The 13,018-nt window shown below is 68.6% G+C and carries 15 protein-coding genes and 1 pseudogene; 7 read left to right on the top strand and 9 right to left on the bottom strand.

Translation table 11 applies throughout. From position 1 onward, the window contains the following. Nucleotides 1-119 precede the first annotated feature (119 nt). Genes EJJ38_RS13295 through EJJ38_RS13285 form a run of 3 tightly spaced genes read left to right on the top strand, consistent with a single transcriptional unit; the run spans nucleotide 120 to nucleotide 3,860 of the window. Nucleotides 120-1,616: a PAS domain-containing sensor histidine kinase gene (locus EJJ38_RS13295; protein WP_127090634.1), complete on the top strand. Its 1,497-nt coding sequence runs from the start codon at nucleotides 120-122 to the stop codon at nucleotides 1,614-1,616. A 2-nt stretch (nucleotides 1,617-1,618) separates the two neighbouring features. Continuing rightward, entirely contained in the window at nucleotides 1,619-1,999 is a 381-nt protein-coding gene (locus EJJ38_RS13290) for a response regulator (RefSeq protein WP_127090633.1), read from the top strand. A 4-nt stretch (nucleotides 2,000-2,003) separates the two neighbouring features. After that, nucleotides 2,004-3,860 carry a putative bifunctional diguanylate cyclase/phosphodiesterase gene (locus EJJ38_RS13285; protein ID WP_164738504.1) on the top strand — a complete coding sequence of 619 codons (1,857 nt, stop codon included), beginning with the start codon at nucleotides 2,004-2,006 and terminating at the stop codon, nucleotides 3,858-3,860. 20 nt (nucleotides 3,861-3,880) lie between these two features. Here EJJ38_RS13285 and EJJ38_RS13280 read toward each other — a convergent pair whose 3' ends face one another. Then, complete coding sequence (locus EJJ38_RS13280; protein WP_420836887.1) at nucleotides 3,881-4,213, bottom strand: DUF1244 domain-containing protein; 333 nt, start codon at nucleotides 4,211-4,213, stop codon at nucleotides 3,881-3,883. A gap of 223 nt (nucleotides 4,214-4,436) precedes the next feature. Between EJJ38_RS13280 and EJJ38_RS13275 the strand changes: the two genes are divergently transcribed. The 3 genes from EJJ38_RS13275 (at nucleotide 4,437) to EJJ38_RS13265 (ending at nucleotide 7,085) form a co-directional block, all read left to right on the top strand. Next, nucleotides 4,437-4,979, top strand: a complete 543-nt coding sequence (locus EJJ38_RS13275; protein WP_127090631.1) for a DUF1036 domain-containing protein — start codon at nucleotides 4,437-4,439, stop codon at nucleotides 4,977-4,979. A 192-nt stretch (nucleotides 4,980-5,171) separates the two neighbouring features. Further along, nucleotides 5,172-6,593: a pyruvate kinase gene (pyk, locus tag EJJ38_RS13270; protein WP_127090630.1), complete on the top strand. Its 1,422-nt coding sequence runs from the start codon at nucleotides 5,172-5,174 to the stop codon at nucleotides 6,591-6,593. Nucleotides 6,594-6,782: 189 nt separating this feature from the next. Beyond that, a complete protein-coding gene (locus EJJ38_RS13265; protein WP_127090629.1) occupies nucleotides 6,783-7,085 on the top strand; it encodes an alkylphosphonate utilization protein in 303 nt (100 codons plus the stop codon). Between the two features lie 196 nt (nucleotides 7,086-7,281). On the opposite strand, the gene coaA is transcribed toward EJJ38_RS13265, so the two are convergent. From coaA to hisB, 7 genes are all read right to left on the bottom strand, one after another. Further along, nucleotides 7,282-8,247 (bottom strand): type I pantothenate kinase, encoded by a 966-nt coding sequence (gene coaA / locus EJJ38_RS13260; RefSeq protein WP_127090652.1) that lies wholly within the window; start codon nucleotides 8,245-8,247, stop codon nucleotides 7,282-7,284. Between the two features lie 24 nt (nucleotides 8,248-8,271). Continuing rightward, nucleotides 8,272-8,595: a phosphoribosyl-ATP diphosphatase gene (locus EJJ38_RS13255; RefSeq protein ID WP_127090628.1), complete on the bottom strand. Its 324-nt coding sequence runs from the start codon at nucleotides 8,593-8,595 to the stop codon at nucleotides 8,272-8,274. Between the two features lie 10 nt (nucleotides 8,596-8,605). Further along, the gene (gene hisF / locus EJJ38_RS13250) at nucleotides 8,606-9,379 is read right to left on the bottom strand and encodes an imidazole glycerol phosphate synthase subunit HisF (protein WP_127090627.1); all 774 of its coding nucleotides are present in this window, start codon (nucleotides 9,377-9,379) and stop codon (nucleotides 8,606-8,608) included. A 3-nt stretch (nucleotides 9,380-9,382) separates the two neighbouring features. Continuing rightward, nucleotides 9,383-10,123, bottom strand: a complete 741-nt coding sequence (hisA, locus tag EJJ38_RS13245) for a 1-(5-phosphoribosyl)-5-[(5-phosphoribosylamino)methylideneamino]imidazole-4-carboxamide isomerase (protein WP_127090626.1) — start codon at nucleotides 10,121-10,123, stop codon at nucleotides 9,383-9,385. Next, the gene (gene hisH / locus EJJ38_RS13240) at nucleotides 10,111-10,761 is read right to left on the bottom strand and encodes an imidazole glycerol phosphate synthase subunit HisH (RefSeq protein ID WP_127090625.1); all 651 of its coding nucleotides are present in this window, start codon (nucleotides 10,759-10,761) and stop codon (nucleotides 10,111-10,113) included. The genes hisA and hisH overlap by 13 nt, the downstream gene beginning before the upstream one ends. Continuing rightward, on the bottom strand, nucleotides 10,758-11,237 hold the full coding sequence (locus EJJ38_RS13235) for a DUF2628 domain-containing protein (RefSeq protein ID WP_127090624.1): 480 nt from the start codon (nucleotides 11,235-11,237) through the stop codon (nucleotides 10,758-10,760). The genes hisH and EJJ38_RS13235 overlap by 4 nt, the downstream gene beginning before the upstream one ends. Nucleotides 11,238-11,307: 70 nt before the next feature. Next, complete coding sequence (gene hisB, locus EJJ38_RS13230; RefSeq protein WP_127090623.1) at nucleotides 11,308-11,901, bottom strand: imidazoleglycerol-phosphate dehydratase HisB; 594 nt, start codon at nucleotides 11,899-11,901, stop codon at nucleotides 11,308-11,310. Nucleotides 11,902-12,165: 264 nt separating this feature from the next. On the opposite strand from hisB, the gene EJJ38_RS13225 reads away from it, so the two are divergent. Continuing rightward, a complete protein-coding gene (locus tag EJJ38_RS13225) occupies nucleotides 12,166-12,753 on the top strand; it encodes a hypothetical protein (protein WP_127090622.1) in 588 nt (195 codons plus the stop codon). Between the two features lie 158 nt (nucleotides 12,754-12,911). Here EJJ38_RS13225 and EJJ38_RS13220 read toward each other — a convergent pair. After that, a pseudogene (locus tag EJJ38_RS13220) lies at nucleotides 12,912-13,018 on the bottom strand (IS5/IS1182 family transposase); the annotation flags it as partial.

Genomic DNA, 13,018 nt, shown 5'->3' with positions numbered 1-13,018 from the left:
AATCGTTCATGTTCGGAACATCATGTGCCGGGCGCCGTTATGGCTCGGCAAGGGAGGAGCGGGGGAATACGACATTATTAGCGGCCGTCAGGGAGGGGCGGAGAGCGCTTGGGATAGCGATGGACGGGCAAGCAAAAGCAGAGGCCGTCATTCTTGAGCATGCACCCGATGCCGTCATCGCCATCGATGCGGAGCGGCGCATTCTCTCGTGGAACCGCGGAGCCGAGGATATCTACGGCTTTTCCGCAGCGCAGGCGGTCGGCCGCAATCTCCTCGAACTGACGGTTCCCGAAAACCGGCGCGGCGAAGCACGGGCGGATTTCGACGCGCTCTTCTCCGGCACCGACCGCGCCAGTTGCTCCTTCGAGGGCCTGCGCCGCCGCAGGGATGGCCTGCTGATCTTCGTCAGCACCACGGTGCGGCGCATCCCCCCCGGAACCGATGCGGGCGGCATGGCCGCGATTGTCTCCGACAAGGACATCACCCGCTTCCGGCTCCAGCGGGATTCCAAGATGCTGGAGAGCCGGTTCCGCGACCTGTTCGAGCTGATGCCCGACGCCATCGTGGTGCTGAACGCCACCGGCCGGATCGTGCTGGTGAACACCCAGGCGGAGGAATTGTTCGGCTATCCCCGTGGCGCGCTGCTGGGCGAGCCGGTGGAGCGCCTGCTGCCCGAACGCCTGCGCACCGCCCATTTCGCCCATCGCTCCGACTTTTCGCGCCATCCGCGCGTGCGCGCCATGGGCATCGGCCTCGACCTGCACGGGCTGCGGGCCGACGGGGTGGAAATCCCCGTGGACGTGTCCCTGAGCCCGCTGGAGACCACCGAGGGCTCCCTGGTGCTGAGCGCCATCCGCGACGCCACCGAGCGGCGCCGGCTCGAAACCATGCTGCGCGACAGGAACACCCAGCTCGCCGGCGCCATGCAGGCCAAGGACCGCTTCCTCGCCACCATGAGCCACGAGCTGCGCACGCCGCTCAATGCCGTGATCGGCTTCACCGGCACCTTGCTCATGGGCCTCGCCGGGCCGCTCACCGAGGAACAGGAGAAGCAGCTCAAGACCATTCGCGGCTCGGGGCGCCACCTACTCTCGCTCATCAACGACCTCCTCGACCTCGCGCGGATGGACGCGGACAAGCTGGATCTTGCCCCGGAGCGGGTGGATTGCCGCGAGGTGCTGGAGGAAATCCACGCCGCCCTGCGCCCGCAGAGCGACGCGAAGAACCTCTCCATGATCCTGGAGCTGCCCCCCGCCAGGTGCATCGTCACCACCGACCGGCGCGCCCTCACCCAGATCCTCACCAATCTGGCGGCCAATGCGGTGAAATTCTGCGACCGCGGCAGCATCCGCCTGTCGCTGCGGGAAACCCGCGAGACGGACACGCGCTGGGTCCAGATGGGGGTGACGGACACCGGCATCGGCATGAAGGAGGATGATGTCTCCACCGTCTTCGACGCCTTTTCGCGGCTGGAGGCGGGCCGCGCCGCGCGCGAGGGCACCGGGCTCGGCCTGCATATCAGCAAGCGCCTCGCCGATCGTCTCGGCGGGCGCATCGAAGTGGAGAGCGCCCTGGGCAAGGGCTCCGTCTTCACCCTCAGCCTTCCGGGAGACTGAGCATGGCGGCGCGCATCCTGGTGATCGAGGACGACCCCAACAGCCGTGAATTGATGCGCTTCCTGCTCGGCCGGTCCGGCTATGGGGTGACGTTGGCCGAGGACGGCGCCGCCGGGCTCGCCGCCGCCCGCCGCGATCAACCGGACCTGATCATCTCGGATATCCAGCTTCCCGAACTGAACGGGTTCGAGGTGGCCGCCAGCATCGCCGCGGACCCGAGCCTGCGCCACATCCCGCTGATCGCGGTCACCGCCTCCGCCATGGCCGGGGACCGGGAGAACATCATCCGCTCGGGCTTCACCGACTACGTCTCCAAGCCCATTGAGCCGGAAACCTTCGTCGTGCAGATCGCCCAGTATCTGCCCCGCCGGGATGGGGCGTGACGGCATGGCAACGATCCTCGTGGTGGACGACCATCCCGTGAACCGCCAGCTCCTGGTGGCGATGCTGCGCCATGACGGACACGAAATCCGCGAGGCGGGGGACGGCCGCGCGGCGCTGCAGATGGCCCTTCGCCAGCGGCCGGACCTCATCATCACCGACATCGTCATGCCGTCGGGCGACGGATATGAGCTGATCTGGGCCCTGCGCCGCCAGCCTGATCTCGCCGGCCTCCCCATCATCGTCTACACGGCCACCTACAACACAAGGGAGGCGGCGGCGCTGGCGAGCGCCTGCGGCGTGCGGCACATCATCACCAAGCCCACCGACCCGGACATCATCCTCGACACGGTGCGCGGGATGCTGGGCGAGGCGCCGCCGCACCATCCGTTTCAACCCGGCGCGGCACCGCCCATCACGCGCCCGTCCGCGCCCATGCCCGACAAGGAGGATGCGGACAACGCCTACCAGCATTTGCTGTCCCAGAAGCTCGCACAGACCACCGAAGAGCTTCACCGCATGGAGAACCATCTGCGCGTCATGCAGCAGGGCTCCCATGACGGCCTCACCGGCCTGCCGCGCCGGGCCCTGTTCCTCACGCGCCTGCGCCAGTCGCTCCATGCGGCGCAGAAGGAGGGGCGGCGGGTCTATGTGGCAGTGGGCAATATCCGCAATTTCAGCTCCATCAACACCAGTTTCGGGCGTCATTCGGGGGATCAGGTGCTGCGCGAGGTGGCGCGCATCCTCACCGACCGCTCCCGCACGCCGGACCGCCTCGCGCGCGTGTCCGGCGACGAGTTCGCCACCTTCCTCACCGATGTGGGGACGCCCTCCGAGGCCGCCCAGCGCATCCATGAGGCGCTGGAAACCGGGTTGGCGGCGCCGCTGCGCATCGATGCCGCCAAGGTCCTCCTGGCGGTCCAGGTGGGGGTGAGCGTCGCGCCCGAGGACGGCACGGACCCCGAAACCCTGCTGGCCCGCGCCGAGGCCGCCGTGCGCCGGGCGCGGGACACCGGCGCGCGCATCGCCTTCTTCGAGCCCGGCATGCACCGGCAGGCGGCGGAGCGGCTCGACCTTCTGGTGCGCCTCTCCAATGCGCTGGAGGCGAACGAGTTCCGGCTCCGCTACCAGGTGAAGACCAGCCTGCGCACCGGCCGCATCACGGGCGTCGAAGCCCTGCTCACCTGGCGCGGCGCGGACGGCATCGTCATGCCGCCCTCGCGCTTCATCCCCTTGCTGGAGGAAAGCGGGCAGATCGTCGAGGTAGGGAATTTCGTGGTGCGCACCGCTTTGGCCGATCAGGCGCGCTGGGCCCATCTGGGCCACGGCGTGGTGCCGGTGGCGGTGAACGTGTCGGCGGTGCAGCTCGCCGAAGCCGACTTCGTCCCCCATCTGCTGGACCTCATGGCCGCCGCCCCGCCCTTGCCGGGCGGCCAGCGCCCGCGCCTGGAGCTGGAGGTGACGGAGACCACCGCCATGCGCGACATGGCGGGCACCGCCAAGAGCCTCACCATCCTGCGGGACCGGGGCCTCACCATCTCCGTGGACGATTTCGGCACCGGCTATTCGTCGCTCAGCTATCTCGCGCAATTGCCGGTCAGCGCCCTGAAGATCGACATCTCTTTCATCGCCACCATGCTGGAGCGGCGCGACAGCCGGTCCATCGTCGAGGCCATCATCTCGCTGGCCCATGCGCTGGACCTGAAAGTGGTGGCGGAAGGCGTCGAGACACAGGAGCAGGCGGCCGTGCTGCGCGCCCTCTCCTGCGACGAGGTGCAGGGCTTCCTGTTCGGCCGCCCCGTCTGGGCGCAGGACATCCCCGCCGCCCTCGCCACCCCGGCCGTGCCCGACCCGGCCGAATAGGCTGAGACCCGCCTACAGCATCAATGGGCCGGCTTCACCTTCTCGAAGGCGGCCTGCTGCGCGGGGCTCGCCTCGCGCTGGTGCAGCGCCTTCCACGCATCATAGCTCATGCCATAGACCGCTTCGCGGCTCTGGTCCTTGGTGAGCGGCACGCCTTGGTCCTGCGCCGCGTCCAGAATCCAGTTGGACAGGCAGTTGCGGCAGAAGCCCGCCAGATTCATCAGGTCGATATTCTGCACGTCGGTCCGCTCGCGCAGATGCGCCACCAGCCGCCGGAAGGCGGCCGCCTCCAGGCGCTCGCGGGCTTCCGGCGTCAGGCCGAGGCTGTCGGAGGTGCGGGGATCGTCGGTCACGGGGCGTTCCTATCGCGCTTGATTTGGTGCCAGGATGGGCGCTCCACCGGGCGGGAGCAAGGCGGTGCGCATGCGCGCCCGAGGAGGGCTGCCACCTTCTCGCCCTGTTCCCTGCCGAAAACGCCTTCCGCCCCGCCGACCCCAGCTCGGCCATTGACGCCTCCCCCCACCAAGGGCACACACGCATCCGATGTTTCGCCGACGCCCGCTCCCCGACCATCCCATGACGGCTCAGGGTTCCGTCCGGCGCGCCGCCACGAGCCGCGTGCGCGCGGCCCTGTGCGCCCTGGCGCTCGCGGCGGGCTTCGTGCCCCTCCTGCCCGCCTTGGCCCATGCGGATTTCCGGCTGTGCAACCGCACCCAGAGCCGGGTGGGCGTGGCGGTGGGCTATAAGGAAAACGACGTCTGGACCAGCGAAGGCTGGTGGAACATCGCCGCCAACACCTGCGAGACCCTGCTGCGCGGCGATCTGGTGGCGCGTTTCTATTACCTCTACGCGGTGGATTACGACCAGGGCGGGGAATGGTCCGGCCGGGCCTTCATGTGCACCCGCGACAAGGAATTCACCATCCGCAGCACCGACGATTGCCTCGCCCGCGGCTTCGACCGCACGGGTTTCCTGGAAGTGGACACCAAGGAGCAGCGCGGCTGGACCGTGCAGCTCACCGAAGGCAGCCAGACCGGCACCGCCCCGCCCGGCATCGCGCCGCTGCCCGGCCCGGTTCCCCTGCCGCCCCCGCCGCCGCCCGCGCCGCGCCGCCCCTGATCCCCGGTCCCCGGCGGTATCGGGAAAATCCCGCCGCCCGACTTGATCCGCCCGCCCGGAGCGGTCAGCCTGCGCGCGGCCGCGCCGTCCTCAGGCGGGTGGCTTGCCCAGAGCGTTTCCGAGCGAAGTGTGAAGCGGTTCGCGTGAAGGAAACGCGGAAAGACACTCTAAGGGGCTGCAAAGGGAGGCATTATGAGACGCCAGCGCCGCACCAAGATCGTCGCGACCCTCGGTCCGGCATCCTCCGACCCGCAGGTGATCGAGCGCCTGTTCATGGCCGGGGCGGACGTGTTCCGCATCAATATGAGCCACACCCCTCACGACAAGCTCAAGGCCTTCGTGGCGGCCATCCGGGCCATCGAGAAGACCCATGACCGTCCCATCGGCATCCTGGTGGACCTTCAGGGCCCCAAGCTGCGACTCGCCACCTTCGAGGGCGGCAGCGCCCAGTTGGAGCGCGGCGCCCGCTTCGTGCTCGATGCCGACCCGACCCCCGGCACCGCCGCGCGCGTCCACCTGCCCCATCCCGAAATCCTCGCCGCCCTGGAAGCGGGCCACACTTTGCTGCTGGACGACGGCAAGGTGCGCCTCACGGTGGAGGAAGCGACCCCCACCCGCGCCGTCACGCGCGTGGAAGTGGGCGGGCGCATCTCCGACCGCAAGGGCGTGAGCCTGCCCGACACGACCCTCCCCTCCTCCGCCTTGACGCCCAAGGACCGGGCCGACCTCGACGCGGCGCTGGAAGTGGGCGCGGACTGGATCGCCCTCTCCTTCGTCCAGCGGCCGGAAGACGTGGCCGAGGCCCGCAAGATCGCGCGCGGGCGGGCGGGCATCATGGTGAAGGTGGAGAAGCCCCAGGCGGTGGCGCGCCTCGCCGAGATCATGGAGCTGACGGATTCGCTCATGGTGGCGCGCGGCGATCTCGGCGTGGAGATGCCGCTGGAGCGCGTGCCCGGCGTGCAGAAGCAGATGACCCGCGCCGCCCGCCGCTCCGGCACGCCCGTGGTGGTGGCCACGCAGATGCTGGAGAGCATGATCACCGCGCCCGTGCCCACCCGCGCGGAGGTGTCGGACGTCGCCACCGCCGTGTTCGAGGGCGCGGACGCCATCATGCTGTCGGCGGAAAGCGCGGCGGGGCAATATCCCGTGGAGGCAGTCGCCACCATGAACCGCATCGCCGAGGAGGTGGAGAAGGATCCCACCTACCGGCAGGTGCTCAACGCCCAGCGCGCCGAGCCCGAGCCCACCAGCGCCGACGCCATCGCCGCCGCCGCGCGCCAGATCGCCGAGACCCTGGACCTCGGCGCCATCGTCTGCTGGACCGCCTCCGGCGCGACGGCCTTGCGGGTGGCGCGCGAGCGCCCGCGCCCGCTCACCATCGCGCTCACCCCCAATGCCGCCACCGCGCGCCGCCTGTGCCTCGTCTGGGGCGTCCACTGCATCGTCACCGAGGATGCCCATGACGTGGACGACATGGTGGAGCGGGCGAGCCGCAACGCGGTGCGCGACGGCTTCGCCAAGGTGGGCCAGCGCATCATCGTGGTGGCGGGCGTCCCCTTCGGCACGCCGGGCGCCACCAACATGCTGCGCATCGCCTTCGTCCCCGGCACATGACGTGCTTTCCGGCGGCACGGTTTGGAGCTATCTCCGGCCGGGCGCCGGCACGGACCGGACGTATCCGGAGCCTTTCCGCCGCCCATGGCGTCCCCGGAAATGCTGCGGGCCATTGAGACATCGCAAGTCCGGACGCGACAGCGCAGTGCATGGTCGCCGGACTTGGCTGAAAAGGGAGCGCAGGCATCCATGGCCGACGCGGATGATGAGTATGTCTATGACGAGGCCACCGGCGAATGGCGGCCCGCCTCCGAGATGAAGGCGGCCGCGCAGGCGGCGAGCGAGGTGCGCGATGCCGCCGGAAACGTCCTTGCGGACGGCGATTCCGTCAGCCTCGTCAAGGATCTGAAGGTGAAGGGCGCGAACCAGACCCTCAAGCAGGGCACGGTCATCAAGTCGATCCGCTTGACCGACAACCCTGAAGAGATCGACTGCCGCTACGAGGGCATCAAGGGCCTGGTCCTGCGCACGGAATTCGTGCGCAAGCGCTGACACCATCCGCGCGCCAGAACTCCCTCTCCCCTCGCGGGAGAGGGCTGGGGTGAGGGGGGTGTCCGTTTGCGCGCGCTTCGGAATGCTTGAGCCAGGCGGTGCCCAACCCCTCACCCGCCTCGCTACCGCTCGGCACCCTCTCCCGCAAGGGGGAGAGGGAAAGAACGCCTTCATCGCGGTGACGGCCTGTGGCCCCTCACAGCTTGCGCAGGCTGACCTCGGCGATCTCGTGGTCGCCCGCCTTGCGCAGGATGAGGTCCGCCCGCTGGCGGGTGGGCAGCACGTTTTCCTGCAGGTTCGGCAGGTTGATGCGGTGCCAGATGGAGAGCGCGGTGGCCCGCGCCTCCGCCTCGGTCAGCTGCGAATAGCGATGGAAGTAGGAGAGCGGATCGCGGAACGCGGTCTCGCGCAGCCGCATGAAGCGCTCCACATACCAGTCTTCCAGAACCTGATCCCCGGCATCGATATAGACCGAGAAGTCGAAGAAGTCGGAGACGAAGGGGATTCCCGTGCCGTCGCGCGGCGGGCGGCCGGTCTGGAGCACGTTCAGCCCCTCGACGATGAGAATGTCGGGCCGGTCCACCTCGACGCTCTGGTCGGGCATCACGTCATAGAAGAAATGGCTGTAGAGCGGCGCGCGCACCGGGCGGCGCCCGGCCTTGATGTCGGTGAGGAAGCGCAGCAGCAGCGGCAGGTCGTAGCTCTCGGGAAAGCCCTTCTTCTCCATGAGCCCCTCACGCGCCAGCACGGCATTGGGCAGGAGGAAGCCGTCGGTGGTCACGAGGTCCACCTTGGGGGTGTTGGGCCAGCGGGCGAGCAGCGCCTGGAGCACGCGGGCGGTGGTGGACTTGCCCACCGCCACGGAGCCGGCGACGCCGATGATGTAGGGCATCTTGCCCTCGCCATTGGACGAGTCGTGATGCAGGAAGTGGCTCATGGCCCGGAACAGCTTCTGCGTCGCCGCCACATAGAGCGAGAGCAGGCGCGAGAGCGGGAGATAGATCTCCTCCACTTCCCGCAGCGACAGGCGGTCATTGAGGCCCTGCAGGCGCAGGATCTCGTCCGGCCGCAAGGGCATGGGCGTGTCCCTGCGCAGCTCCGCCCATTCGTCACGGGTGAAGGTGCGGTAGGGCGAAAGGCCGTGGTCCGGCGCGATGTCCATGCTCTTCGTGCCCGGCATCCTCGATCAGCCCCGCGACGCTTTTTCCGCCAGGCCGGACTGTTGGGTCCGGCGCGCCAGCTCCGCATGCACCTCGTCCAGCGAGACACCGCGGGCATGCAGGAGAACGGCAAGATGGTACAGCAGATCGGAGGTCTCCGCGACCAAGGCGGCATGGTCCCCCGACACCGCCGCGATCACCGTCTCCACGCTCTCCTCACCGAACTTCTGGGCGCATTTGGCAAGGCCCTTGTCCAGCAGGGAGCGGGTATAGGAGGCGCCCGCATCGGCCTCGGCGCGCTGCGCCACGATGCGTTCGAGATCGCCCAGGGTGACGCGCGCTTCGCTCATGATGGAGCCCTCAGTCGAGACGCACCGGCAGCCCCGCCGCCGCGAGGCACGCCTTGGCCTCGCCGATGGTGAAGGTGCCGAAATGGAAGATGGAGGCGGCCAGCACCGCCGAGGCGCCGCCCTCCCGGATGCCGTCCACAAGGTGGTCCAGCGTGCCCACGCCGCCGGAGGCGATGACCGGCACATGCACAGCGTCCGACACCGCGCGGGTGAGCGCCGTGTCGAAGCCGATGCCGGTGCCGTCCCGGTCCATGGAGGTCAGCAGGATCTCGCCCGCGCCCAGGTCCACCACTTCGCGGGCATATTGGATCGCGTCGATGCCGGTGGGCTTGCGCCCGCCATGGGTGAAGATCTCCCAGCGGTCGCTCTCGCCCGGCGCGCTCACCTTCTTGGCGTCGATGGCCACCACGATGCACTGCTCGCCGAACTTCTCGGCCGCCTCGCCCACGAAGGCGCGGCGGTTCACGGCGGCGGTGTTGATGGAGACCTTGTCGGCGCCCGCATGCAGCAGGGTGCGCACATCGTCCACGGTGCGCACGCCCCCGCCCACGGTGAGCGGCATGAAGCACTGCTCGGCGGTGCGCCGGACCACGTCGAGGATGGTGCCCCGGTCCTCGTGGCTGGCGGTGATGTCGAGGAAGGTCAGCTCGTCCGCGCCCGCGGCGTCATAGGCGCGCGCCGCTTCCACCGGGTCGCCGGCATCACGCAGATCGACGAACTTCACGCCCTTCACGACGCGCCCGTCCTTCACGTCCAGGCAGGGGATGACGCGGACTTTCAGCATGGCTCAGCGACGCCCCGCCACGAGCGCCAGCGCCTCGCGCGGGTCGAGCCGCCCGTCATAGAGGGCGCGGCCGGTGATGGCGCCCGCGAGCTTGGCCGCGCGCGGCTCCAGCAGCCCCTCCACGTCCGCCAGCGAGGCGAGACCGCCCGAGGCGATGACCGGGATGGAGACCACGTCCGCCAGCGCGATGGTGGCGTCCATATTGAGGCCCTTCAGCAGGCCGTCGCGGGCGATGTCCGTATAGATGAGGGCGGCGACGCCGGCATCCTCGAAGCGGCGGGCGATGTCCTCGGCGGGCAGGTCCGAGGTCTCGGCCCAGCCTTCCACCGCCACGCGGCCGTCGCGGGCGTCGAGCCCCACGGCCACGCGGCCGGGATAGGCGCGCGCGGCGTCCTTCACCAGCTCAGGGTCGCGCACCGCCGCCGTGCCGAGAATGACGCGGGTCACGCCCTTCTCCAGCCACGCCGCGATGGTGGCCATGTCGCGGATGCCGCCGCCCAGCTGAACGGGGATGGACACCGTCTCCAGGATGCGGTCCACCGCCGCCGCGTTCACCGGGCGTCCGGCGAAGGCGCCGTCCAGGTCCACCAGATGCAGGTAGCGGAAGCCCAGGGCCTCGAACTCGCCGGCCTGGCTGGCGGGGTCGCGGTTGAACACGGTGGCCCGCGCCATGTCGCCCTGTTCCAGGCGCACGGCGAGGCCGTCCTTGAGATCGATGGCGGGAAACAGGATCACGGGCGCCACTTCAGGAAGTTGGCGAGAAGGGCAAGGCCGAGCTTTTGGCTCTTCTCGGGATGGAACTGGGTGCCGGCCACATTGCCGCGCGCCACCACGGCGGTGACGGTGCCGCCGTAATCGGTGGTGGCCACGCGGTCGGCCGGATCGGCGAGCTGCATGTGATAGGAATGCACGAAATAGGCGTTGAGGCCCTGGTCCCCCGTGGGGATGCCCTCCAGCAGCGCGTGCGGCCGGTCGAGCGACAGGGTGTTCCAGCCCATATGGGGGATCTTGAGGGTGGGGTCGGACGGCTCGATGCGGTCCACCACGCCCTTGATCCAGCCGAGCCCGGCGGTCTCGCCATGCTCAAGGCCGGTCTCGGCGAGAAGCTGAAGGCCCACGCAGATGCCGAGGAAGGGACGGCCCTTGCCGTGCACCACCTCCTCCAGCGCCGCCACCATGCCGGGCACGGCGTCGAGGCCCCGGCGGCAATCGGCGAAGGCGCCGACGCCCGGCAGCAGCACGCGATCGGCGGCGCGCACCACGTCCGGGTCGCTGGTCACCACCACGCGCGCGGTAGTCCCCGCATCGGCCGCCGCCCGCTCCATGGCCTTGGCGGCGGAGTGCAGGTTGCCGGATCCGTAATCGACGATGGCGACGGTCATGACGCGCGCGGCTCCGGGAACGAGCCGATCACGCCCGCCGCGCCCACCGGACGGGACGGAAGGGGGCGCGGGGGCGGCAGGTCGCGCCGCGCCGGGGGAACGTAATGGGCGAAGAAGCGGCGCTCCGCCTCCTCGCGATTGGGCGCGGCCACGAGACCCGCCTCCAGATAGCCGATGCGGCGCAGCTTCCAGACGCGCAGGCTGGAGAGTTCCAGCGCCAGCAGCAGATGCATGCCGATCTGCGCCACGCCCTGGGCCAGAGCGGGCACGCGCAGCCATTCGCCCGCCAGCCCCAGGGCCAGCGACAGCGCCAGATAGAGCCCGAGCGCCAGCCACAGGCGGAACCGCAGCAGAGCGATGAGCGGAAACAGGAAGACCAGCAGGAAGGGCTGCTCGCGCACGAACGCCACTCCCTCGGCGCGGCCCATCTCGGTCTCGCCGGCGCGGTCCTTGATCAGAACGTTCCAGATGGCCATGCCGGCCTCCTAAGACCAGGATGCGCGTCGCAGGCTCATCGCCATGCGCGCTTGGGTCGAAACCACCACGTCACACCCCGAGGGCGCCCTTGGTGGACGGGATCTGCCCGGCCGCCGCGGGATCGATGGCCACCGCCGCGCGCAGCACCCGGGCGAGGCCCTTGAAGCAGCTTTCCGCGATATGGTGGCTGTTGTCCCCGTACAGCGTCTCCACATGCAGCGTCACCGCCGCGCTGGAGGCGAACGCCTGGAAGAATTCGCGCACCAGCTCGGTGTCGAAGGCGCCGATCTTCTGGGTGGGGAAGCTGGTGCGGAACACCAGGAAGGGACGGCCCGAAATGTCCAGCGCGACACGGGTCAGCGTCTCGTCCATGGGCAGGTGCACGTCGGCATAGCGCGTGATTCCGGCCATGTCGCCGAGCGCACGCCGCACCGCCTGGCCGAGCACGATGCCCACATCCTCGGTGGTGTGGTGGAAGTCCACATGCAGGTCCCCCTCCACCGCGCCGGAAATGTCGAAGCGCGCGTGGCGGGCCAGGAGGTCCAGCATATGATCGAGGAAACCGATGCCCGTGGAGAGGGCGCACACACCCGTTCCGTCCAGATCGACGGACAGGCGCACCTTCGTCTCTTTGGTCTCGCGGACGATCTCGGCCCGACGCATGGCAGTCCTCCAAGGCCGCGCTCGCGGCCCTGACACCGATGAAAATCCCTGACCCTGCGCCGCTCCGCGCGGCCCGAGGGCCGGAACGGAGTGTGCATGTCGAGGCGGCGCCTTCTAGCAGGTCGCGTACCGCAATGCCATATGGCGATTGCATGACGCCTTCGCATCCCCTGCAGGGAGCGCGCGTCGCCATGCTGCGCCGCGACGATCTTGCGCGCCCGGCCAAGCTTCCCCTAAACAGGACCGTCAGCGGGCGGAGGGAAGATGGCAGCCGGAACGGACCCGCAGCTTTATTTCCATGTCCGGGTCGTGATGGGGATGATCCTCGGCCTGTGCATCACGCGCCTTCTGTCCGGCTTCGCCAAGTTCATCCAGCACCCCAAGGCGCACAAGGTCAGCATCCTCCATTTGGGATGGGCCGGAAACCTGCTGATATCCGCCATCCTTTTCTGGTGGTGGGAGTATCGCCTCGCCACCATCACCAATTGGACTTTCTTCGTTTATTTCTTCCTGCTCGCTTATACGAGCCTGTTCTATTTCATGTGCGTCCTGCTCTTCCCGGACGACCTTGGCGAATATCCCAGCTACGACGCCTATTTCTTCGCGAAGCGCCGCTGGTTCTTCGGCCTCCAGGCTTTGTCCCATGTGATGGATGTGGGCGACACGCTGCTGAAGGGGGGCGACTATCTGCGCCTCGTGGGCGCGTTCCAGGCCATGGAATCGATCGTCCTCGTGGTGGGCTGCCTCATCGCCATGCGGGTTCGGAACCGGCGCTTCCACGGCGCCTTTCTGCTTCTGACCATGATCGACCAGTTCTTCTGGATCGGTTGGATGCTCAACACGTTGAATTGAGACACCAGAGCCGGATGTGTTGAGACGGGATCGCTCTGCGATCCCGTCTCAACACTGAATCCGTCTCTTTTCAATAAGGTAGAGTGCGATTCACCGTTTAGATGGAAGCAGTCTGCTTCCATCTAAACGGATCGCGCTCTAGGTTCAGGACTCATTGATCAGAGCCAGAAGATGACGGTTGCTGCGATGCAGATGGCGGAGAAGAAGGTGTGGGCGCATCGGTCGTAGCGTGTGGCGATGCGGCGCCAGTCCTTGAGTTTGGCGA

Origin of the sequence: Aquabacter cavernae (genome assembly GCF_003993795.1) — a bacterium.
Classification (GTDB): Bacteria; Pseudomonadota; Alphaproteobacteria; order Rhizobiales; family Xanthobacteraceae; genus Aquabacter; species Aquabacter cavernae.
Note: the sequence above shows the minus strand (reverse complement) of the source record. Positions and strands in the feature narration are given on the sequence as shown.